The following is a 22,607-nucleotide window of genomic DNA, read 5'->3' as shown; positions in this document are numbered from 1 at the left end:
TCAATGGCAGTGCGGGCGGGGATTCTCTCGCTCGCGACTCTCACGATCTCCTGCTCGGGCCCGTCGACCGAAGCCGTATCGCCAGTTGGTTCGGTCGGAGTCGGGGCTGGTCCGGCGATGGGCGTACCTGTCATCGGTGCGACGCTCGACGCTGCAGGGCAGGCCTGGGTCGATGCGACGCTCGACGGATTTACGCTTCGCGAGCTCGCAGGACAGCTTGTCATCGAGTGGATTCCGGGCGGATACATCTCGCCCTCCAGTGCCGACTTCGAGCCGCTCCGCGCCTGGGTAGAGGATGATGCTATTGGTGGTGTGTCGCCGTCGATTGGGACGCCGCACGCCTACGTGGCGAAGCTGAACGAGCTTCAGTCGAGGGCTGCCGTCCCTCTGCTCGTTACGGCCGACTTCGAGAACGGTGGCCCCGGCATGCGTATCAACGGTTCTTTCGCGTTGCCCTCGATGCTCGCGCAGGGCGGGGGGACCGACTTCCCTCCGACCATGGCATTCGGCGCGATCGGGGATGATCGCTTCGCATACGAATATGGGCGGATCACGGCACGCGAGGCGCGCGCCGTCGGAGTACACCTTCTGTTCTCTCCGGTGCTTGATGTGAACTCGAACCCGGACAACCCGGTCATTGCGACCCGCTCGTTCGGGGGGGATCCGGACCTCGTTGCCCGACTCGGCGCTGCGTTCATCCGTGGTGCCCACGATGGTGGCGCTTTCGCGACTGGTAAGCATTTCCCGGGTCACGGTGACACGTCGACCGACTCTCATATTGGCATTCCCGTGGTCGAGGCCGACCGGCAGCGCCTCGACGCGCTCGAGCTGGCGCCCTTCCAGCGTGCGATCGACGATGGCGTCGACGCCATCATGACAGCTCACGTGCAGCTACCTGAGATCCTCGGGCCGGGTGGTCCACCTGCCACGCTGTCGCCAGAGGTGATGACCGACATTCTCCGCAACGACATGGGCTTCGAGGGTATCGTGTTCACGGATGCCATGACGATGCGGGGAATCACGGACATGTATGGCATCGGTGAAGCCTCGGTCCGCGCGATCGAAGCCGGCTCGGATGTCGTGCTGTCTCCGAAAGCCGTCCCCGAGGCAATCGCCGCAATCGTGGAAGCGGTCGAGAGCGGCCGCATGAGCCGAGGCCGACTCGAGGCTTCCGCCCGCCGCATTCTCGACCTCAAGGCACGCCTTGGCCTCCACGAGCACCGCTACACCGCCCTTGAAAGCGTCACAAACGTCGTGGGTTCCGGCGTGCACAACGCTTTCGCCGACACCGCAGCCAGCCGATCGATCACGCTGGTACGCGACGACGAGCGCCTCCTTCCCATGGACGCCCTGTCGACCGAGTCCACTCTCCACATTCGATACGCACCGTCTACCCGACTGTGGGCGAACCGCGCGTTTGCGACGGGGCTGGTCGATCGTGTCTTCGACCTTCGTGAAATCCGACTGGACGAACGTAGCGACTCAGTCGCCTATGTCCGGGCAACCGAAGCGCTGGAGACCGCGGACCGCGTCATCGTCAGCGCCTATGTCGCCGCTTCAGCCGGCTCCTCTGAGAACGCGCTTCGAGAGCCGCTCCGTGAGCTCATCACTCAGAGCGCGACCACGAAGCCGACCGTCGTCATTTCGTTCGGCAATCCGTACCTGCTCGCCGCTGTGCCCGACGTGTCGAGCTATCTGCTCGCGTGGGGCGATCGCGATCGGTCCCAGGCCGCGGCGGTCGCGGCGCTCTTCGGCGAGGAGGCGGTCACTGGACGACTGCCGATCCCGCTCCCTCCATTCCATGATTTCGGGCACGGACTCGATCGCGCCAAGGTTGCGGACCGTCTGGTCTCGCTGGAGCTCGAAGACCCGGTCGTGGCTGCGGGCATCGTGGCGGCACCTGGGGGTGGCCCCCGCGGCGCGACGCAGACGGTGGCTGATCCGGCCTCCGTCGGGATGTCTGCAGAGGGCCTCGCCCGCATCGATGCGATCATCTCGGCGGGCATCGCCGACTCGGCGGCATCCGGCGCCGCCGTAGCGATCGGGCGGCATGGACGGCTCGTCTCCCTCAAGGGCTTCGGCGAGCTCCAGTACGGAACCCGGCGGCCGGTCACGCCGACATCCATTTTCGACATGGCGTCGGTCTCGAAGGTCGTCGGAACGACAACTGCAACGATGATGCTCGTTAATGACGGTCTGCTTCAACTCGATGCGCCGGTCGTGCAGTACCTCCCTTGGTGGGCCCGTGGCGATCCCCGGAAGAGCAACGTCACCGTGCGACAGCTGCTTCTACATCGGACAGGTCTGATCCCGTTCCGTACCTGGTACTACGAGATGGAGGGGATAGACGCGTACAAAGCGGCCGCGGCGAACGAGCCCCTCGAAGTGGACCCGGGTGTGCGCACGGCCTACTCGGACATCGGCATCATTACGCTGGCGTGGGTGATCGAAGAGATATCTGGCCAGACGCTCGATGCATTCCTGCAGGATCGCCTCTGGACTCCGCTCGGCATGCTGGAGACGCGCTACAACCCATCGTCGACTCTGCGGCCACGCATCGCTGCGACGGAGACTGATACGCTCTATCGCAATGAGATGGTGTGGGGATCGGTGCACGACGAGAACGCAGACGCGATGGGTGGCGTTGCGGGGCACGCCGGGCTCTTCAGCACCGCAGTGGACCTGTCGGTGTTTGCCCGCATGATGCTCAACGATGGCGTTTCGCCGGCGTGTGCCCCCGATGGCGTAGAGGGAGAGCCCTGTCCTGTGCGGCGGACGGAGGATCAGCGGCTCCTCGACGCGGCGATCCTGGACGCTTTTACCACACGATACGACGAAACATCGACTCGGGCCCTCGGCTGGGATACGCCGGGTCCTCGATCGTCCGGGGGTGACTATATCTCGAACGAAGCATTCGGGCATACGGGCTATACGGGCACTTCGATCTGGATGGATCCAGCGCTGGACCTCTGGGTCATTCTCCTGACTAACCGAGTGCACCCGACTCGTGAGAATCAGAAGCATGTGCCGCTCCGTCGGGCCGTCGCTGATGCGGCGATCCAAGCGATTACAGACCAGACGGTTGAACCGAGGGTGAACCGTTGAGTGGCTTCACAACGCTCGATCTGGTTGTCCTCGTCGTCTACCTGGTGGGTATTACAGCGTGGGGTGCTTGGCTCGGTCGCGGACAGACAGGTGGGACCGATTACTTCCTGGGAAGCCGATCTCTGCCTTGGGTCGCGGTCATGTTGTCGATCGTGGCCACCGAAACGAGCACACTGACATTTCTGAGTGTTCCTGGCGTCTCGTATGCGGGAAGTCTGGTCTTCCTCCAGATGACGTTTGGCTATCTGGTCGGCCGGATTCTGGTGTCCACGCTCTTCCTTCCCGCTTACTACGTCGGATCTCTGACGACCGCGTACGCGTTGCTCGAGACCCGGTTCGGATTAGGTGCCCGACGTTTCACATCAGCGATCTTCATGGTCACGCGGTTGCTTGCCGACTCGGTACGCCTGTTTGCCACTGCGATCCCGCTCGCGCTGATCACTGGCTGGCCTTATCCGGTCTCGATTGCGGTCATCGGTCTGCTGACGGTCATCTACACCTACTTCGGTGGCATCAAGGCGGTCGTCTGGGTCGACGCCCTCCAGATGGGTCTCTACCTGTTCGGTGCGGTGGTCGCCATCGTCGCGCTTCAGGTCCTCGTGCCCAGCGGATGGTCGAATGTATTCACCAGCAGCGCGGCCGCCGGAAAGATGCAGCTGCTCGACTTCACGACTGATCCGACAGTGCCCTACACGATCTTCGCGGGCTTCTTCGGTGGTGCTGTATTCACCATGGCGTCCCACGGCACGGATCAGCTGATCGTACAAAGACTGCTGACCTGCACGGACCTGCGGTCGGCGCAGAAGGCCCTCATCGGTAGCGGCGTCGTAGTGGTCTTCCAGTTTCTGCTCTTCCTCATGGTGGGACTCGGACTGTGGACCTTCTACGGTGGCCGACAGTGGGAGTCCACCGATGAGATTTTCGCGACGTTTGTGGTGCAACAGCTACCACCCGGAGTGACCGGACTGCTGATCGCCGGGGTCTTCGCGGCGGCAATGTCCTCGCTCTCGTCGTCGATCAACTCGCTGGCTTCGGCGACCGCATACGACTACTGGGCACCGATGGTGGGTGCTCGTGACGATGAGGCGCGCATTCTGAAGGCTGGCAAAGTTTTTACCCTCGTGTGGGCAGCACTCCTTATCGGTGGGGCCATCCTGTTCATTCCGCTTTCGCGGGGGACATCAGCGGTCGAGATGGCCCTCGGGGTTGCGGCCCTCGTCTATGGAGGCTTGCTCGGTGCTTTCGCGCTCGGCGTCTTCACGAAACGACCTGGGCAGATCTCCGTGATCGTCGGTGTCGCGGTGGGCATCGGCACCGTGACGTTCTTCCGTGATGCGATGGCGTGGCCGTGGTATGTCCTCGTCGGGTCGTCCGTGACGTTCGTCGTCGGATCGCTCGTCGGCCTGGCTGAGAAACAGCCCGCGCCATGACATTCGTCATCGGGATAGATGGCGGTGGAACCAACATGAGAGCGGTCGTCGTCGACGAGGGTGGCGATGAGCTGGGGCGCTACTCGACCGACGGAGCTGTGGCAACGGCACTGGACCCGGGGCGGGCCGCCGACGCCGTGGAGAGGGCTGTGCACGGGGTGGCGGAGGTGGCTGGAATCGAGCTTCCCGCGGCTGTGCTTTTTGCGGGTCTGGCCGGCGGCGGTGGCTCGGCCGCTCGCAGCGGTGTCACCGCTGCGCTCGACGGCCGCGGGCTCGCCGAGGTGGTCGAGGTGGGCACGGATGTAGAAGCAGCGTTTGAGGACGCATTCCCAGCCGGACCGGGCCTGATGGTCATTGCTGGGACGGGTTCGGTCGCCTGGGGTCGGAATGCCGCCGGAGACGTTCACCGCGTTGGCGGATGGGGGAAACATCTTGGAGATGATGGCAGCGGCTACTCCATAGGGATGGACACGCTTCGAGCTGTCGTTCGCGCGAAGGATGGCCGCTCGGCCGAAGCGCGGGTGACCCCGGTGGTTCTCGAGGCAACGGGTTGTGCTTCCGTCGAGGAACTCGTGCCGTGGGCAGCCTCGGCCACCAAGGCGCAGGTCGCCGCACTGGCCCCACTCGTGATCGGACAATGGGACAACTGCTTGATCGCGCAGCGCGTGGTGAGCGATGCTGTCTACGAGTTGCTCGAACATGTCGAGACCATGCGTGAGGTGCTGGAGACGGAGGACACTGCGCTTTCTGTCGCGCTCTGGGGAGGTCTCGTGGATCTCGGTGGCCCCCTCCGGTCGAGGCTGCTCCAGGATCTGAATGCGAAGGGTTACACGGTCCCAAAGCTCAGCCTTGACCCACCCATGGGTGCCGCACGGATCGCGCTTTCCTGGCTGCCTTGAGTCACGGGGAGCGCGGGGAGGTCGGGGGGACAGGCGACTGCTCTTCGCGTGTGCCGCTTCAGGCGGACCGCAATCAGGGCTTGGACCCCCACGTCCACCGCTTCCGGGGCGATCGCGGCGTATGCGCCCAGGAGTACGCCTCTCTCCTCAAGCCGTCGTACCCGCTCGAGGCACCCGGACTGCGATAGTCCCACCTTTTCGGCCAGATTCTTATTCGTAATACGCGCATTATGCGACAATTCACGTAATATCTGAAGATCCTTGTCAGGTAGATCCATTGTGGCCCGTTATTGGTGAAATAAATGCGTGAAGTGTGAACATCGTGTGCATGGTCGCCACAGTCCTCGTGTCCATATGTCCCTTGCTGAGCAGTTCCTGATGACAGATCCTGACCGGAACGAACTAGACGGGGTGCGGTCCGCCTTCAACGATATCGCCGCCGACTATCTTGATCGCATTGATGACCTTCCCGCGGTGAATTACGACGCAGCCCGGGACGCGCTGGCCGGATTTCAACAAAGTCTCCCCAACGACGGCATCGGCGCGGAAGCCGCCCTGCGCGAGCTATATAAAAAAGGCTTGCCGGCGACCGGTACCACCTCGGGACCTCGTTTCTTTCATAGGGTGACCGGAGGATCGACACCGGCTGCGATGGGAGCGGACTGGCTAACGAGCCTCCTCGACAACCCTTCGGACGCGTGGGTGGGCTCTCCGCTCACTGTCGAGCTCGAGCTACTCTCGCTCGATTGGCTGAAGGATCTCTTCGGGCTACACGACGACATGGCCGGCATCATGGTGACCGGCGGGAGCATGGCGAACTTTGTCGGAATGGCTGCGGCCCGTCAGTGGTGGGGTGAACGCCACGGTGTCGACGTGTCGGAGAACGGCCTCGTGGGGCTTCCCGCCATGCCCGTTCTGACTAGCGGGTATGTGCACGCGAGTGGAGTGAAGGTTCTGTCACTTCTCGGGGTTGGGCGATCGAGCATCGAGCGCCATACCAGGGATGCCGTGGGTCGCGTGGATCTGACTTCGATGGAAGCCTCTCTCCAGGCGCTCGACGGGGCACCGGCCGTCCTGATGGCTGTGGCCGGCGAGGTGAACGCTGGAGGCTTCGATCCGGTAGAGGAGATGGCGGACCTCGCCGAGCGGTATGGTGCCTGGCTTCATGTAGATGGTGCGTTTGGCCTCTTCGCGGCCGTCTCGGACAGGACGGCTCATCTGGTGCGGGGGGTCGAGCGCGCAGACTCTGTGGCGGTTGACGGCCACAAGTGGCTTAACGTGCCCTACGACAGCGGATACGCTTTCGTCCGGGACCGGGATGTCCTCGCGAAGGCGTTCGCCTACACCGCTCGCTATCTGGCGGACCCCGCGGATCCACGCCCAGTGCTGGGTGGGTTGGGCCCTGAGAGTTCACGTCGAGCACGAGCACTCACGGTCTGGACCACCCTGCGAGCCTACGGTCGGGTCGGATACCGGCGGATGTTCGAGCGGCATCTGGACCTGGCCGGTGAGATGGTGGCCCTGGTCGACGCTGCTCCGGAGCTCGAGCGCTTGGCGGACCCGCTTCTGAGCGTGGTCTGCTTACGTTTCAATCCCGGCGGGCGGAGTGAGGCCGAGTTGAACGAGCTCAACGACCGTCTCGGTGGGCTGATCTTAGAGGACGGCCGTGTGACCGCAGGGACTACGGAGTACGGTGGTCAGATCGCCCTGCGGCCTACCGTGGTGAACTGGCGGACTCGCAGCGAGGACATCGTCGAGTTCGTCAACGTCGTGCGAGAGCTGGCGGCGACTATACGCGACTGAGGACAGACGACCGTCGGAGCTGGACCGACTCGGACAACTAGGGATTGACCGTGACGGAGTGGGTGGCGTTGGCATCGATGGTGACGCTTCCGCCGGGCGATGGAGTCGACCAGGATGATGTCCGGCTGGACGACACTGATCGTCGGCGTGTCGATCGCGTCTTCAAGGCCTAGTAGGTAGTACGGGACGGTCACGGCTCCATTAGCGACCTTGGATCTGGGATGAGGTCGCTAAGCCGATGAGGTCGAAGAGCTTCCGTGGAGGGTGCATCATCTGTTCTTTCGTCGTTCACCCACAACCTGTCTCGCTCAACAGATTGGTGCCTGAGTCTCAGTCCTCCAGGGCTCGCCCCAGTTCGCCCAGCAATGCGCGGCTGTTCGCCCCTCGCACCGCGCCGGGCGCGATGTCCAACTCCGATCCATCCGGCCGAGCGAGCACGCCTCCCGCTTCCCGGACCAGCACCAAGCCGGCCGCGAAATCCCACGGCATCAGAATCTCCTCCCAGAATGCATCGAGTGATCCCTGCGCGAGATAGCACAGGTCGAGTGCCGCGGAACCCGCTCTGCGGACGCCTGATGCAGAGCGAAGCACTCGATCGAGTTGCCCAAGATACGTAGGCATCGCGTCGAGCAGTTTAAATGGGAACCCCGTCCCGACCATAGCTTCGATGAGCGGCCGCGTTGTGGAGACTGAGATCTGGCGCCCGTTCTTGAAGGCTCCTTCTCTGTCCGATGCCCACCAGCGCTCTCCTGTGGAGCCGACGACCGCACCTGCCACAACGCGGCCCTCGACGGCGACGCCGACGGAGGAGCAGTACTGCGGGTGCTCGTGCAGAAAGTTCGCCGTGCCGTCCAGCGGGTCGACGATCCACATCGGGCGACCGTCCCAGCGAGCCAGTTGATCCTCGACTGGCTCGTCGCTCTCTTCCGCGAGCACAACATGGTCGGGGTGGTTCGCCTCAATGATCTCGAGCACGGCCGCCTGCGCGTCGAGGTCGGTCTGAGAGACGTAGTCGGCACGCGCCTTCAGGGTCGCGCCCGACAGCAACACCCGACCGGCGTCGCGGCGATGAATACGTGCGGCCGCTTCGGCGGCCTCGCGTGCAGTTCTGAGAAGTGTGTTCACAGCGTAACTTAGCAAATGACTACTCAAGAGACCTCCGGTACGAAGAAACGCATCTTCAGCGGCATGCAGCCATCTGGCGAAGCCCACCTCGGCAACTACCTCGGTGCTCTCCGGCGCTGGGTCGGAATGCAGGAAGAGTACGATTGCCTGTGGTGCATCGTTGATCAGCACGCGATTACGGCGGGCGGGAATCCTGCCGATTTGCCGGGTCATGTACTCGATCTCGCCATCTCCTATCTCGCGGTCGGACTCGACCCCGAGAAGGCGATCATTTTTGTGCAGTCTGATGTCCCGGAGCACACCGAACTGGCATGGCTCTTCAATGCCGTCACCCCCATCGGTGATCTGGAGCGCATGACGCAGTTCAAAGACAAGTCACAGCGTTTTGAATCGATCCCCGCGGGCATTCTCAACTATCCGATCCTGCAGGCTGCCGACATTCTGCTGTACAAGGCGGACGGCGTGCCGGTGGGCGAGGACCAGAAGCAGCATCTGGAGATGACACGAGATGTGGCGCGGAAGTTCAACGCGGCGTACGGGGAGACCTTCCCTGAGACTGCGCCGCTCATCGACAAGGACGTCGGCCGAATTCTCGGCCTGGATGGCGACGCGAAGATGAGCAAGTCGCTGAACAACACGGTTCCGATCCTTTCGGAGCCTGATGAAGTCTGGAATCGGGTTCGAACAGCGGTGACTGATCCACAGCGCATTCGCAAGACGGATCCGGGCCGGCCTGAGGTGTGCAACGTGTTCACCCTACACGGTTTTTTCACCGGCGAGGCTACACGCGCCGATATCGACACGAAATGCCGGGCAGGCGAGATTGGGTGTGTCGACTGCAAGCGCATTCTCTCCGAGAACATTGCCGACGCCTTTGCGCCGTTCCGCGAACGCGCCGCGGAGTATCAGGCTAACCACGATCTCGTGCGGCAGATTCTAGATGATGGTGCGAAGCGCGCCCGCGCGATCGCCCAGGAAACGATGTCTGAAGTCCGGGAGCGGATGGGACTCGACTGGCGGTCGTCCGTTGGCTGAAGATCCGATTTCATTCCCGGACTGCGGTCTGTATCTTCGCCATAGTGCCTCATAACACTCCGGGAGACATGTCATGCAGGAACTGTTCGAGGCTGAAGTCACACGCGAGGCCAGCGACATCCATATCAAGGCGGGTGATTTTATGCGCGCCCGTATTCACGGTAAGCTGCAGCCTGTGTCTGCGACCCCGATCGTATTGATGTAATCTCCGACCTGATCGAGGAAGTACAGAGCCACTCCGGGTCGCAACCCTTCGATCAGCATCTGATGGAGCTTGTCGAGTCGAAAGAGGTTGATTTCGAGTTTGCGAAATCTGCCGCGAACAACCCCGCAGACTTCGACCTGACGATGAACATGTTCGGGGAAGAGGCCGCCAGCAGTGGGGCGCAGGAAACGCAGGGACCTCAAGACGAAATGACTAAACTGATGGGAGGCTGACGGAGCCGTATGTCACATAGCACAGTGGATTTCAGCGGGACCTTTCTTCCGGTAACGACCCCCTTTGACCCCGTGACTGAGGATATCGACGTGGTCGCGTTCCGGTCGAATCTGCGGACATGGTTTGACAATCCGGTGAGCGGATTGCTCATCGCGGGGTCGACGGGTGAGTCTGTATTCCTCGACGAGGCCGAGGTGCAGACCCTCATTGCCGCCGCCGTCGAGGTCGTACCGGAGGACGCGGTCATCATCGTCGGCACGGGTTCCGAGTCGACGCGCCACACGATTCACCTGACTAAACAGGCTGCGGAGGCGGGTGCGAACGCGGTCCTTGTGAGTCCCCCGGCGTACTTCAAGGGCGCGATGTCACCGTCCGTGTTGGCTCGTCACTTCAAGGCCGTGGCGGATGCGTCTCCGGTGCCTGTGCTCATCTATCAGGTTCCACTTCGCATGAGCACACTCGACTTGCCGACCGGACTGATCGCCGAGCTTTCCCTGCACCCCAACATCGCCGGGATCAAAGACTCACGTGGGAAGCTCGACCTCGTGGGCGAGCTGGTCGACGCGACCGCTGACGACTTCCAGGTGCTTGTGGGTAGTGGCGCACTGCTCTACCCGGCGCTCGAGTTGGGCGCCACCGGAGGGATTGTTGCCGTGGGCCTGCTGGCCGCAGCCGAGGCTGCTGAGATCTCGGTTGCCTTTGCGGAGGGACGGACCGCACATGCGGGCCGTCTGCAGGAGCAGATCGCACCGGTCCATCAGCAGATCGTTGGTGGGATGGGCGTGCCGGGTGTGAAGGCAGCGACGGACCTCCTCGGCCTGCATGGAGGAGTACCAAGGCCGCCGCTTGAGTCCGCATCCGCAGAGCGGATCGAAGAGATCCAGGGCATCCTGGTGGGAGCAGGTCTCCTTACGCGGGCGGAGGTCTAGCGAGGAGCGGACGCCCGAGCTCAAGCGGAGCGCCAACGGCCGACAAAATGCGTTGACACTCCTGTGAGGCCCGCCTATTTTTTTTCAAAGGGTATACTAGTCATGGGTCCGTCCCTCCAGGGGACGGACCCGTTTCTTTTTGAGGTACGCATGCCTGCTCAGGGTTCCTGCACCGTCATCGTCGGCTGTCAGTGGGGTGATGAAGGCAAGGGCAAGATCGTCGATGTGCTCGCTGAGAACGTCGATATCGTTGCCCGCTATCAGGGCGGCGCCAACGCCGGCCACACCGTCCACGTAGACGATGCCGAGTTCATTCTTCATCAGATCCCGTCGGGGATTCTGCACGAAGGCCGCCGGTGTTTGCTCGGAAACGGAGTCGTCCTCGACGTCGGTCAGTTCTTTGCCGAGTACGACGCGATCGTGGCCCGAGGGATCGACATCGAAGGACGCGTCGGCGTGAGCTACCGCGCTCAGCTTCTCATGCCGTACCACAAGATTCTCGACAAGGCCGTCGACAAGGCTGCCGCCGTGAAGATCGGGACGACGGGCAGGGGGATTGGCCCTGCGTATGAGGACAAGGCGGGCCGCCGCGGGGTGCGCGTGGCAGACCTCCTCGACCGTGACCGCCTAGGCAGGCGGCTCGATGCCGCGATGTCGCGGGTGGTTGGACGCCTAGACGCACTTGGGGTGAGTTCCGACGAACTCGAACAGGCGATGGAAGACACGTTGGCGCTCAGCGATCGACTACTCTCCTTGGCGACAGATGTGGGTCCGGAAATCAGCGCGGCCCTCAAGGGCGGCCGAAAGGTGCTGCTCGAGGGTGCTCAGGGCACCGCGCTCGACCTGGATCACGGGACCTACCCCTTCGTGACCTCCTCGAACACGACTGCAGGAGGCGCAGCGACCGGGACAGGAATCGGGCCGACCGCGATCACCGATGTGATCGGCGTGGTGAAAGCCTATACAACGCGTGTCGGTGAGGGCCCGCTCCCGAGTGCGTTCGAGCCCGAGATGGACGCGCATGTGCGTGCGCTTGGTGGCGAGTTCGGTGCCACCACCGGTCGACCTCGTCGGTGCGGCTGGTTCGACGCAGTGCTCGCGCGCTTTGCGTCTCAGGTGAACGGGCTGACGGGGATCGCCGTCACGAAACTCGATGTCCTCGACACGCTGCCCGAGCTGCAGGTCGCTATCGGATATCGCATGCCGGACGGCAGTGTGCGGGATTTTTTCCCAGCGGACACGTCATCGCTGACGAAAATCGAACCGGTCTACGAGACGATGCCGGGTTGGGAGGCTCCGACTGGCGATGTGCGGAAACTCGAAGACCTTCCCACCAATGCCCGGGCGTATCTTGATCGAATCGAAGAGCTGACAGACGCTCCGGTCCGGTGGGTGTCGGTCGGAACCAAGCGCGATCAGATCATTCCCGTCGGGTAGGGTGCTGGGCGGTCAGAAAATTGCCATGACGCCACGCACGACCAGCCACCAGAGCGCCATGAGCATCGGCAGGAATGTCAGGCCGACGGAAAAGGTCAAGCCCATCCTGTAGAGGACCGGCCCTGTAGGGAGTATGTCGCGCCCAAACATCTTCTCGACCGCGAGTTCGACGGCCGGGCCCAGGGTGTAGCAGATGTTCGCCGCGACCCCGAACACGACAGGCACCACCCAGGGGATTCCTGGCGATGCCCCGTTCGGTGGCAGGGCCCAGAGCAGCCACGTAAGGCCAAGCGAGACGAGCCCACTCGACCCAACCGCCACGTTATAGGCGAAGCGTCGCTTCTCCCACCAACCCACGATCGCGCCCGCGGTTCTCTTTGCGGGCGCTGGGAACAGGAACTCGGTAATCGCGCTCATTATTGACCTTTTCTAACTGGGCGTCCGCTTTCCGTTCGCACGCCTCACTTTTTTGATAGTCACAATCTACTTTGTGTCGCAAAGTTGATGCCAGTCTTACCTGTCGCGGCTGGACCTTACTAGTTTTCGGGCCGAATCGTCCGCCGGAGAGACGGTGGTAGAGCGGTGAAGGGCGGTCGGGAGGCAGCCAACCCCATGTTTGACGAACTCGGAACCAAACTCGATGGCGCGCTGAAAAAGCTGCGCCAGCGCGGTGTCCTCACCGAACCGATGATTAAGGAGGGGCTGCGTGAGGTCCGACGCGTCCTCCTCGAAGCTGACGTGAACTTCCAGGTCACGCGCGATTTTCTGGGTCGAGTGCAGGAGCGTGCCTTGGGCGAGCAGGTTCTGAAGTCTGTATCGCCCGGACAGCAGATTGTGAAGATCGTGCATGACGAGCTCGCGAATCTCTTCGGGGACGGCAGCCCCACCCTGGAACGAGCCCCTTCGAGTCCAACGGTCATTCTCATGGTCGGGCTACAGGGAGCCGGAAAAACCACGACGACGGCGAAGCTCGCTAAGCGGCTCGGCCGTGAGGGCCGGACCCCGATGCTCGCCGCTTGCGATCTTCAGCGGCCCGCGGCGATCGAACAGCTCCAGACGCTCGGTGAGCAGATCGGCGCCGAAGTCTTCGCCGGAGAGTTTGGGTGCGATCCGGTTGCTGCTGCTCTGGAGGCTCGCGAGCGCGCCATCGAACTGAAGCACCAGCTGCTCATCGTAGATACGGCTGGCCGTCTCCAGATCGACGAGACGCTCATGGATGAGCTCGGCAAGATCCGGGACGCAGTGAAGCCCGCCGAAATCCTGCTCGTCGCTGATGCGATGACCGGCCAGGAGGCGGTCACGATCGCGAAAGGTTTCGACGATGCCCTGGGGATCACCGGTATCGTCATGACGAAGATGGACGGTGACGCTCGAGGCGGAGCTGCACTTTCCATTCATAGTGTGACCGGAAAACCGATCAAGTTCATCGGTGTCGGCGAAGGACTCGACGACCTCGACACTGCAGATCCACAGCGACTGGCCGGGCGCATCCTTCAGATGGGGGATGTCGTCGGGCTCGTGGAGCGCGCGCAGGTCTCTTTCGATCAAGAAGAGCAGGAGAAGCTTTCGAAGAAGGTTCTCGGCCAGGGTCGGTTCACGCTCGAGGACTTCCTCGTCGCCATGAAGCAGATCCAGAAGATGGGCCCCATGGATCAGCTCATGAAGCTGATTCCTGGTGCGAGCAAGATGAAGATCCCTGCCGCCAACATGGACGCCAAGCGATTCAAGCACGTGGAGGCCATCATCCTCTCTATGACCCTGGAAGAACGGAAAAATCCGAAAGTCCTGAACGGATCACGCCGCGCACGAATCGCGAAGGGAAGCGGACGACCGGTCTCCGAGGTCAATCGTCTCATGAAGCAGTTCAAAGAGATGCAGAAGATGATGAAGCAGATGAAGGGCATGATGGGCGGCATGGGCGGGGGTGGCATGCCGGGAATGCCCTTCGGGCGATAGGGCTCTAGCGGAGACTGCGGGTAGGGCAACGGCTAGCCGTCGCACGCTGAGGTGCTGAGGAGATGGTGACCCTTGGACGGTGTGGTCTTTATTGCCAGAGCCTGGGGTCCGAGTGGGGTTCTGCCCATTGTTGACGTGCGGTGAGGGATGGCGGGGCGCATGGGTTCCGGCCAATGTGTCGGCCTCCGTGAAATCATCGACTTATCCGTCCAGGAGCAGCATCCTGAACTCCGTATCCGGTCTCTTCGAAGACACTCCGTCTGTAGAACCCTGCCGCTCGCTCGGTCAGGCGGCCAGGCTTCTCAAGGCCGGGCTCGTGGCGCTCACGCTTTTCGTGATCACGTTCACGACCGCCGGCCGAATCTCCGGTCAGGCGGTCGACCCTGATCAGCTTCAGGGTCTCTCCTACCGTTTCATCGGTCCTGACGGAAATCGGATCATCTCCGTCATGGGTGAACCCGGCAATCCTCTCGTGATGTATGCGGGTGCTGCCTCGGGAGGTCTATTCAAGACCGAAGACGGCGGTGTTCGTTGGCGTCCGATTTTCGATGATCAGGAGGCCTCTTCCGTGTCGGCGCTGGCGATGGCCCCGTCCGACGCGAATCAGGTGTGGGTAGGGACGGGTGAGACGTTCCTGATTCGGCCCGCTCATGCCATGGGCGATGGCATCTACAAGTCGGTCGATGCTGGGGCCACGTGGGAGCGCATGGGGCTGGGCGACTCCGGACGCATCGGTCGTATCCGTGTGCATCCGACGAATCCCGACATCGTGTACGCATGCGCACTCGGTCACACGTATGGACCGCAGGCCACCCGAGGGGTCTACCGCACAGAGGACGGCGGCGAGAGCTGGGACCTCATTCTGCATGTCAGTGAGGAGTCCGGATGCATCGACCTAGCGATCGACCCCACGAACCCGCGCTTTCTTTATGCGGCGATCTGGGACATCCACATCAACACGTGGGGCCTGAACTCGGGCGGTCCTGACTCCGGCGTTTGGCGGACCATCGATGGTGGCGACGAATGGGAGCGCGTCTCCTCCGTCGGCCGCGGCCTGCCGGCGAACAACGACCAGACGATCGGGAAGATCGCCCTCGAGGTCGCGAGGAGTGACCCCGGGCGTGTCTATGTTCTGACCGAGGAGGAGTCCCCGCGACTCTATCGCTCCGACGATTATGGTCGGTCGTGGTCGCACGTTTCGACGAATCACACGATGAACGAGCGGGCGCCCTACTACACTCGCATTGCTGTCGACCCTGAGAACGCCGACAAGCTCTACTTCATCAGCGTCCGGTACAGTGTGTCGGTCGATGGCGGGAAGACGCTTGTTTCGAATCCGGGCAATGGTGGCGGCGACACTCACGATATCTGGATTGACCCAACTGACCCTGATCGAATCATGGTCGGCGATGACGTTGGCAACACCAATGTGTCCATGGACGGTCGGACGTTTCGAAACATCCGACTTCCGGTTGCGCAGATGTACCACGTCGCCGTCGACGACGAGATCCCTTACAACGTCTACGGCAACCGGCAGGACGGGTACTCGTACCGGGGCCCATCGAATTCGCGCACCGGTTCGATTCCGCTTGGCCTCTGGCAGGACGTGGGCGGGTGCGAATCAGGCTTTTCTCAGCCACGCCCTGACGATGCCAACGTGGTGTGGTCGGGCTGCTACGACGGCGGACTGGAGGTCTACGATCACCGGAACAAGCAGGTGCGCAACGTCAGGGTCTGGCCAGAAGCCGGCTATGGATGGGCGCCGGCTGACATGCGGTACCGGTGGCACTGGAACTTCCCGATCCATATCTCTCCACACGACTCGGATGTCGTCTACGTGGGGAGCCAGTACGTCCATCGGACGTCGGATGGCGGACACTCATGGCGGGAGATCAGTCCTGACCTGACGCTGAATTTGAAGGACCACCAGCAGTCCTCAGGCGGGGTCGCGATCGACAATCTCATGACGTACGACGGGTCACTGATTTTTGCGATCGCTGAGTCTCCCCATGAGCCAGGCACGATCTGGGTCGGTACCAACGACGGACAGGTACAGCTGACCAGAGACGATGGCACTACCTGGTCGAACGTGACGGAGAACATCCCGGACCTCCCCCCGTGGGGTACGGTCGGCAACATCGAAGTGTCCCGTTTCGATGAAGAGACGGCATACATCTCCGTCGACCTCCACCAGATGGGGAACTTCGACCCGTGGATCTACAAGACGTCTGACCTTGGTGAGAGTTGGACTCGCATCAGCGACGGGATCCCCCAGTCACCGCACTCCTTCGTCCACGTTGTGAGAGAAGATCCGAAACGCCCGGGCATGCTGTTCGCCGGGACGGACAACTCGCTTTGGGTGACGCTTGATGATGGAGCGAACTGGTCGAAGCTGCGGCTGAATATGCCACCCGCGCCGGTTTACTGGCTCACCATTCAGGAGCGCTTCGACGATCTCGTCGTCGCGACGTACGGACGCGGGTTCTACATCTTAGATGACATCGGCTCCCTACGAGGCCTGGACGAAGAGACCACTGCGACGAATACGCTGTTCGACGTCCGCGATGCCTATCGGTGGCAGGAGGTCCAGGGAGTAAAGACCGAGTCGAGCTTGAGCACTGGGCGCGATCCTCAGTACGGTGCGAGCATCGACTATTTCGTTGCGGGCGACGGCGACGACGGGGGCCGAGTGTCGATCCAGATCGAGGACGGTGCGGGCGAGGTCGTGCGGACGTTGAATGGGCCCGGGGGAGTAGGGCTCAACCGTGTCTACTGGGACCTGCGACACCCGGCGCCTGATCTTCCGCGGTTCTACACGAAGCCGCCTGGACGCGACTGGGTCCCACTGGAGCAGGGCGGGGACCGCGTGGTCTATGTCTGGGATATCGACCTGATTCGCGGACAGCGAGGGCCGCTCGCGGTGCCCGGCAGCTATACCGTCCGGGCCACGATCGGAGGCGAGGAGTTCACGAAGCCGCTGGTCGTCCTCAAGGACCCCTATTCGACGGGGACACTTGGCATGATCGAGGAGCAGGTGGCTTTTTCGTTGGGGATGAGAGATCAGATCACCGACATCACCTCGGTGATCGAACGAATGGAGCACACCCGAGTGCAACTAGGGGCGGCGCAGGCAGCTCTTGCCCGGGATGCTGAGGCGGCGGAGGTGTGGGCTGAACTCGAGCGACTCACGGCGGTCGCAACGGAGCTGGAGGGTGCCCTCGTCGACGTGAACCTCACCGGCGCTCGCGAAGACTCGTTCCGGAACCCGATGCGATTGTACGGTCGCTTCAGTGCGCTAGCATCTGACGTCGACTGGAAGGGATCGGATTTCGTCCCCACGACGCAGCAGCGGGAGGTGCACCAGGTACTGACCGACCGTCTGGAAGGAGCGAAGCAGGCCATCCAGAAATTTCTCGATGGAGAGCTCGCACAACTGAATAATCGGCTCCGGGCGCTCGGGCGTCCGGCCATCGTGTCGGACGACTTTGGTGCTGACCTTGAGGATGGCTTGCGAGATCGGCGCGAGAGTCCGGCATGACGATCCAGCGGCGGGATTTTCTGCGGATCTCAGGTATGGCCGCGGCGGCTCTGGGCACCTTCGGTTGCGGGCCCCGAGACACCTCTGAGTCCTCCGAGGGTGTGGTGTCCGCTGCTTGGTCCGGGTATGACGACGGCTTGATCGTTGACGCGCTCGCGGGCCCTGTCCAGTTCAATATTCCACAGGGTGTGCGACCTCTATCGGACGCCGCGCTCGAATACGTCAGGGCTTCTGGCATCACGGCAGTGAATTTGACTGTAAACGCTCGGCCGTCCGAGAGTGAGTCAGCCTACGAGGCCACGGTCGCGAAAATTGCAGGCTGGATCGGAGAAGCTGAAGCGCATCCGGACGTTCTTTCTGTGGTTCGTTCGGTCGAGGAGATCCGGGCCGTGAAGCGGCGAGGGGGCCTTGGGTTGATTTTCGGCTTTCAGGACACGGTGCCCTTCGAGGAAGACCTCGGTCGACTCAACGACTTCTATGCGGACGGCCTCCGCATCGTCCAGTTGACCTACAACGTCGAGAATCGAATCGGGGTCGGATGTCTCTCGCCGAACGATACCGGCCTGACCGCTCTGGGGATTGAAGCCGTAGCGCGGATGGATGAGCTCGGCATTCTGGTCGACCTGTCACACTGCGGAGCGCAGACGACGACCGATGGGATTCAGGCGTCGACCGGCCCGGTATCGATTACGCACTCCGGTTGTAACGCCGTGTATCGCCACCCCCGCAGCAAAGATGACGCCACCATGCGCTTGCTCGCTGACCGGGGCGGCGTGTTCGGCGTATACCTGATGCCGTTCCTGAGCGCGAGCGGTCCGCCGACGGCTGAGGACGTTCTGACTCACCTGGAGCACGCTCTCGATGTGTGTGGTGAGGACCACGTCGGCATCGGAAGTGATCAGGGAATCATGCCGCTCGACGTGAGCGGTGACTTCCCGGCGGCGTTTGACGCGGTGTCGGCGCAGCGGTCAGCGGCCGGGATCGCAGCACCTCGGGAAGACACGATTCCCTACGTTCCGGATCTCAACCACCCCCGCCGCCTGGAAACCATCGGGGAGATGATGTCGACCCGTGGGCACACGGCTGCCGTCATCGATAAGGTACTTGGCGAGAACTTCACCCGACTCTTTTCCGAGGTGTGGGCATGAACGACGAGCGTACGCTGCTGCGCCACATGGTTGCCACCATCGCGTACCGCGGGGGGAAGGCTCTTCTGGATGCACCCGAAGGATTTGGATCGTACCGGGCTGCTCCAGGCTCACGCAGAGCCGTCGAAATCCTTTCGCACATGGGCGATCTCTTCGCGTGGGGACTCGCATTGGCCGATGGGGAGCGTCGCTGGAGTGAGGATGGCTCGAACGACTGGGACCGGCAGCTCGAACGGTTCTTCGCCGGGCTCGCCGTGGTCGACGCACGCCTGGCGTCTGCCGAGCCTCTGGGCCGTCCGGCTTAGCGACTGTTTCAGGGACCCTTCGCCGACGCGCTGACGCACGTCGGTCAGATCGCTTTGCTCCGTCGTCTCGTGGGCGCGCCGGTCAAGGGCGAGAACTACTTCAAGGCCGAGGTGGAGACGGGACGCGTCGGAAAGGATCAGGCGCCCCCCGTATTGGAGTTCGATTAAGGCCGCCGCATCGCTGTACAGGTCCACTAGACCCTTTTATTCTTTGCGTCTGCTCTTTTTCCGGTCGTTCGGACTGCGAAGGGGCATACGCTGGGTAGTAACACAGCGCGAACCGTAAGACCAACCGCAGAACACAAGATGCCAGCACGTATTCGACTCCGGCGCATGGGCCGGAAGAAGAAGCCCCATTACCGGGTTGTCGTAGCCCACAGCACGTCGGCGCGAGACGGTCGTTTCGTTGAGACGCTGGGCTACTACAAGCCTCTTTCGGACCCCGCTCGCCTCGTGATCGATCTCGAACGCGTGGATCACTGGATCAGCGAGGGTGCGAGCCCGTCTGGCACGTTGAAGTCACTCATTGCCAAGGCCCGGCGTGGTGGTGACAACATCGTTGCGGTCGGCGAGGAAGGTGCGGAGGCCCGTGAGGCCAAGCGTGCGGAGAAGCTGGCTGCACGTCGCGCTGCCGAAGGGAAGGTTGAGGCCGAGAAGGCCGCTGAGGCGAAGGCTGCTGAAGATGCTGCGGCTGCTGAAGCCGCTGAAGCGGAGGCCGCTGCTGCGGCCGAAGCCGAGTCCGCTGCCGCTGCTGCTGCCGAGGCTGCCGCGGCTGAGGCTGCTCCCGAAGCTGAAGCTGCCGAGGAAGAGGCTCCTGAGGCTGCTGCTGAAGAAGCTGCTCCTGAAGCTGCTGCGGAAGAAGCTCCTGCAGCCGAAGCCGCTACCGCCGCAGCCGAGGAGGAGAAGTCCGAGTAACCTCGGACCTCTCGAACCACATGGGTCTCAATGACCCGAGTCACCTCGTCGTCGGGCAGCTGAACAAACCCCATGGCACCAAGGGCGAGTTTTTCGTCTGGCCCCTGACGGATCACCCCGAGAGCGCACTCGCTCCCGGGGTGGTTTTGTCATTGGGTGGGGAGGCTGATGATGCGCCGAACCCGGACATGCCTCCGCTTCGAGTCATGTCGATCCGCCCACACCAAAAAGGGTTCTTGGTGCACTTCGGCGGTGTCGAAGACCTTTCGCAAGCGCTGCTGCTCAAGGGGCTCTACCTGTACCGCGCCTTTGAGGACATCGAACCGCTCGCCGAGGGCGAGGTGTTCTACCATCAGTTGCTCCAGATGACGGTCTTCACGACCGACGATACCGAAGTCGGCCGAGTGACTGAGGTGTTCGAAATGGGGCCCACGGACCTTCTCGAGGTGCAAGGTGAGAACGGTGTCATCATGGTCCCGTACCGTCCCGAGATCGTGGTGGAAGTAGACCTCGAGAAAGCCCGCATTGTGATCGCCCCCCCCGATGGGTTGCTGGACCTCCAGCAATTAGGGAAAGCACGAGGGTCGTGAGCGACGCGTCCCAGCCGATGCGGATCAATCTTGTCTCGATCTTTCCGGACTTCTTTGAGGGCCCGCTCGGTTTGTCCATTCCCGCGCGTGCGGCGGAGGCCGACCTTGTCATGTACAACCCGGTCGACCTGCGGGAGTACACGCACGACAGGCATAAGACCGTCGACGCCCTCCCGTATGGGGGAGGAGCTGGCATGGTGATGAAACCCGAACCGTTCTTCGAGGCGATCGAGGACCTGGCGCCGAGTGGTCCAATCATTCTGTTGTCGGCGCGCGGCAAGCGCTTCACGCACACAGATGCCGTTCGCTTCAGCGTCGAGCCCGAGGTCACATTTCTGTGCGGCCACTACAAGGACGTCGACCAGCGTGTGGCCGACCACCTCGCGACAGAAGAACTGTCACTTGGTGACTTCGTCGTGTCCGGTGGTGAGTTCGCCGCGCTCGTCATGACCGACGCAATCGTTCGTCTGCTCCCGGGTGCGATGGGTGATCACGACGCCGCTGCCACCGACTCGTTCTACGATGCGGCCCACCTGTCCGCACCGTCGTACACCCGACCGGCTGTGTACCGCGGTCATGAGGTGCCCGAGGTCCTTCGGTCAGGTGATCATGCCCGCATCACGAAGTGGAGGACCGAAGAGTCGGAGCGCGTGACGAGAAAGCAGCGTCCCGAACTGAAGGTCGACTAACCCCGCCAACTTGGAGTGCGGAGTCGCTGGTCTGCCAGAGCCTACTGGTTCCCGTTCAGACCTTCCATTCCGCCCTCTTTCCAGTCGGGCGTCGGGCCATCTGCTAGGAAGCGAATCGCCTCAACTGCGGCTTCGACTAGTGCGGCCATGTGGGCGAAATCTATCTTGTCGACCTCGTCAGACGGCTGATGGTAGTCGCCGTGGAGATTGAACGAAGAGAGGGTGTGCGCCGGGATGCCGATTCGGGCAAACGCGATGTTGTCACTGCGAAAGAAGAAATTCTGATCGAGCCTTGGATCGGGGACGATCGGTGAACCGGCCTCCGCAAGCTGGTCACCCATGGTGGTGCGCTCGTACCCGGTCAGCCACGCACGTCCGAAGCCTCCGACCGCGTCATCCGGACGTCCGATCATTTCGATCTGGAGGTCCGCCACGGTTTGAGCTATCGGCATGACCGGATTTTCGATGTACCAGCGAGTCCCGAGAAGCCCCATCTCTTCACCGGTGCTCAACAGGATGACGACTGTCCGACGGGGCGAGGTGCCTTCCATGAGAGTTCGTGCGATCTCGAGCACCGCTACCGTGCCTGACCCGTCGTCGTCAGCTCCGTTGTAAATCGAATCCATGACCCCGGCCTCGTCGGCAACGGGATTCCCGATACCGACGTGATCGAAGTGGGCGCCCAAGACGACGGTCTCGCTTGCTACTGCCGGATCCGAGCCCCGAATGATCCCGACGACATTGCCTTCGGTCATGATCACCTGCCCTGCGGAGATCGTGTCGAAGCTGTCCGTGTCGATGGGCATGATGAGCCGTTCACGCGAGCCGTCCTGCGTATCCACCGTGACGCGAGCCATCGGAATCGTCTGCAGGAAACCATTGTCTCCGGCAGATTCGACACCGTATCGCTCTAGTTCTGCAGCGAGAAAAACCGCGGCGCGATGGATTCCCGGAGTGCCCGTTCTCCGGCCTTCCATCGAGTCGGCTGCGAGGGTCGACAGCAGGGCCTCAAGTCGAGCCGCTCTCGGCATGTCGGCGTCGGCGAGCGCGGGAGTCGTGTCTTGAGCGGTATCGCCGACACACGCGGTGACGAGCAAAGTGCTGAGGCCAAGAAGGAAGCGACGAGTCGAGGACATGATGTTTCCGGATTTCTGCGAGGTTTCGGGGTCAGCCAACATGGTGTGGATGGTTCGGTGGGCCAAGGGTTTGGGGCCGTGTGAACATGCTGAATACAGCCCGTTCAGGGGCTTCACCGTCTCTTTGG

The 22,607-nt window shown here is 62.4% G+C and carries 20 protein-coding genes; 17 read left to right on the top strand and 3 right to left on the bottom strand.

The window, feature by feature from the left end:
* The first annotated feature begins 3 nt into the window (after positions 1-3).
* The 5 genes from OSA81_06945 to OSA81_06925 all read left to right on the top strand — a co-directional run bounded on the left by OSA81_06945 (position 4) and on the right by OSA81_06925 (position 7,410).
* Positions 4-3,105 (top strand): serine hydrolase, encoded by a 3,102-nt coding sequence (locus OSA81_06945; GenBank protein MDE0898735.1) that lies wholly within the window; start codon positions 4-6, stop codon positions 3,103-3,105.
* Complete coding sequence (locus tag OSA81_06940; GenBank protein ID MDE0898734.1) at positions 3,102-4,535, top strand: sodium:solute symporter; 1,434 nt, start codon at positions 3,102-3,104, stop codon at positions 4,533-4,535. Before OSA81_06945 ends, OSA81_06940 begins: the two co-directional genes overlap by 4 nt.
* On the top strand, positions 4,532-5,434 hold the full coding sequence (locus OSA81_06935; GenBank protein ID MDE0898733.1) for a hypothetical protein: 903 nt from the start codon (positions 4,532-4,534) through the stop codon (positions 5,432-5,434). The genes OSA81_06940 and OSA81_06935 overlap by 4 nt, the downstream gene beginning before the upstream one ends.
* A gap of 378 nt (positions 5,435-5,812) precedes the next feature.
* Positions 5,813-7,237, top strand: a complete 1,425-nt coding sequence (locus OSA81_06930; protein MDE0898732.1) for a pyridoxal-dependent decarboxylase — start codon at positions 5,813-5,815, stop codon at positions 7,235-7,237.
* Between the two features lie 50 nt (positions 7,238-7,287).
* Positions 7,288-7,410: a hypothetical protein gene (locus OSA81_06925; protein ID MDE0898731.1), complete on the top strand. Its 123-nt coding sequence runs from the start codon at positions 7,288-7,290 to the stop codon at positions 7,408-7,410.
* 157 nt (positions 7,411-7,567) lie between these two features.
* Here the strand turns inward: OSA81_06925 and OSA81_06920 are convergent, their stop codons facing one another.
* Positions 7,568-8,389 (bottom strand): inositol monophosphatase family protein, encoded by an 822-nt coding sequence (locus OSA81_06920; protein MDE0898730.1) that lies wholly within the window; start codon positions 8,387-8,389, stop codon positions 7,568-7,570.
* Between OSA81_06920 and trpS the strand changes: the two genes are divergently transcribed.
* The 5 genes from trpS to OSA81_06895 all read left to right on the top strand — a co-directional run bounded on the left by trpS (position 8,378) and on the right by OSA81_06895 (position 12,202).
* The gene (trpS, locus tag OSA81_06915; GenBank protein MDE0898729.1) at positions 8,378-9,397 is read left to right on the top strand and encodes a tryptophan--tRNA ligase; all 1,020 of its coding nucleotides are present in this window, start codon (positions 8,378-8,380) and stop codon (positions 9,395-9,397) included. The two genes, OSA81_06920 and trpS, sit on opposite strands and share 12 nt — an antisense overlap.
* Before the next feature lie 73 nt (positions 9,398-9,470).
* Positions 9,471-9,602, top strand: a complete 132-nt coding sequence (locus OSA81_06910; protein ID MDE0898728.1) for a hypothetical protein — start codon at positions 9,471-9,473, stop codon at positions 9,600-9,602.
* A 62-nt stretch (positions 9,603-9,664) separates the two neighbouring features.
* The gene (locus OSA81_06905; GenBank protein ID MDE0898727.1) at positions 9,665-9,835 is read left to right on the top strand and encodes a hypothetical protein; all 171 of its coding nucleotides are present in this window, start codon (positions 9,665-9,667) and stop codon (positions 9,833-9,835) included.
* A 9-nt stretch (positions 9,836-9,844) separates the two neighbouring features.
* Complete coding sequence (locus tag OSA81_06900) at positions 9,845-10,765, top strand: dihydrodipicolinate synthase family protein (GenBank protein ID MDE0898726.1); 921 nt, start codon at positions 9,845-9,847, stop codon at positions 10,763-10,765.
* Between the two features lie 150 nt (positions 10,766-10,915).
* Positions 10,916-12,202 carry an adenylosuccinate synthase gene (locus OSA81_06895; protein ID MDE0898725.1) on the top strand — a complete coding sequence of 429 codons (1,287 nt, stop codon included), beginning with the start codon at positions 10,916-10,918 and terminating at the stop codon, positions 12,200-12,202.
* Between the two features lie 12 nt (positions 12,203-12,214).
* Here the strand turns inward: OSA81_06895 and OSA81_06890 are convergent, their stop codons facing one another.
* Positions 12,215-12,619 carry a hypothetical protein gene (locus OSA81_06890; protein ID MDE0898724.1) on the bottom strand — a complete coding sequence of 135 codons (405 nt, stop codon included), beginning with the start codon at positions 12,617-12,619 and terminating at the stop codon, positions 12,215-12,217.
* A gap of 195 nt (positions 12,620-12,814) precedes the next feature.
* On the opposite strand from OSA81_06890, the gene ffh reads away from it, so the two are divergent.
* The 7 genes from ffh to trmD all read left to right on the top strand — a co-directional run bounded on the left by ffh (position 12,815) and on the right by trmD (position 21,343).
* Positions 12,815-14,158 (top strand): signal recognition particle protein, encoded by a 1,344-nt coding sequence (gene ffh / locus OSA81_06885; protein ID MDE0898723.1) that lies wholly within the window; start codon positions 12,815-12,817, stop codon positions 14,156-14,158.
* A 187-nt stretch (positions 14,159-14,345) separates the two neighbouring features.
* Positions 14,346-17,696, top strand: a complete 3,351-nt coding sequence (locus tag OSA81_06880) for a hypothetical protein (protein ID MDE0898722.1) — start codon at positions 14,346-14,348, stop codon at positions 17,694-17,696.
* Positions 17,693-18,844 carry a membrane dipeptidase gene (locus OSA81_06875; protein ID MDE0898721.1) on the top strand — a complete coding sequence of 384 codons (1,152 nt, stop codon included), beginning with the start codon at positions 17,693-17,695 and terminating at the stop codon, positions 18,842-18,844. Before OSA81_06880 ends, OSA81_06875 begins: the two co-directional genes overlap by 4 nt.
* Positions 18,841-19,149: a hypothetical protein gene (locus tag OSA81_06870; protein ID MDE0898720.1), complete on the top strand. Its 309-nt coding sequence runs from the start codon at positions 18,841-18,843 to the stop codon at positions 19,147-19,149. Before OSA81_06875 ends, OSA81_06870 begins: the two co-directional genes overlap by 4 nt.
* A 306-nt stretch (positions 19,150-19,455) precedes the next feature.
* On the top strand, positions 19,456-20,064 hold the full coding sequence (rpsP, locus tag OSA81_06865) for a 30S ribosomal protein S16 (GenBank protein ID MDE0898719.1): 609 nt from the start codon (positions 19,456-19,458) through the stop codon (positions 20,062-20,064).
* A 20-nt stretch (positions 20,065-20,084) separates the two neighbouring features.
* The gene (gene rimM / locus OSA81_06860; GenBank protein ID MDE0898718.1) at positions 20,085-20,654 is read left to right on the top strand and encodes a ribosome maturation factor RimM; all 570 of its coding nucleotides are present in this window, start codon (positions 20,085-20,087) and stop codon (positions 20,652-20,654) included.
* The gene (gene trmD, locus OSA81_06855; GenBank protein MDE0898717.1) at positions 20,651-21,343 is read left to right on the top strand and encodes a tRNA (guanosine(37)-N1)-methyltransferase TrmD; all 693 of its coding nucleotides are present in this window, start codon (positions 20,651-20,653) and stop codon (positions 21,341-21,343) included. The genes rimM and trmD overlap by 4 nt, the downstream gene beginning before the upstream one ends.
* A 41-nt stretch (positions 21,344-21,384) precedes the next feature.
* Here trmD and OSA81_06850 read toward each other — a convergent pair whose 3' ends face one another.
* Entirely contained in the window at positions 21,385-22,479 is a 1,095-nt protein-coding gene (locus tag OSA81_06850; protein ID MDE0898716.1) for a M20/M25/M40 family metallo-hydrolase, read from the bottom strand.
* Between the last annotated feature and the right edge of the window lie 128 nt (positions 22,480-22,607).

The sequence above is a fragment of the Longimicrobiales bacterium genome, from assembly GCA_028823235.1.
GTDB lineage: Bacteria > Gemmatimonadota > Gemmatimonadetes > Longimicrobiales > Gaopeijiaceae > UBA2589.
The sequence above is the reverse complement of the archived record's forward strand: the minus strand, read 5'-3'. Positions and strand labels throughout refer to the sequence as shown.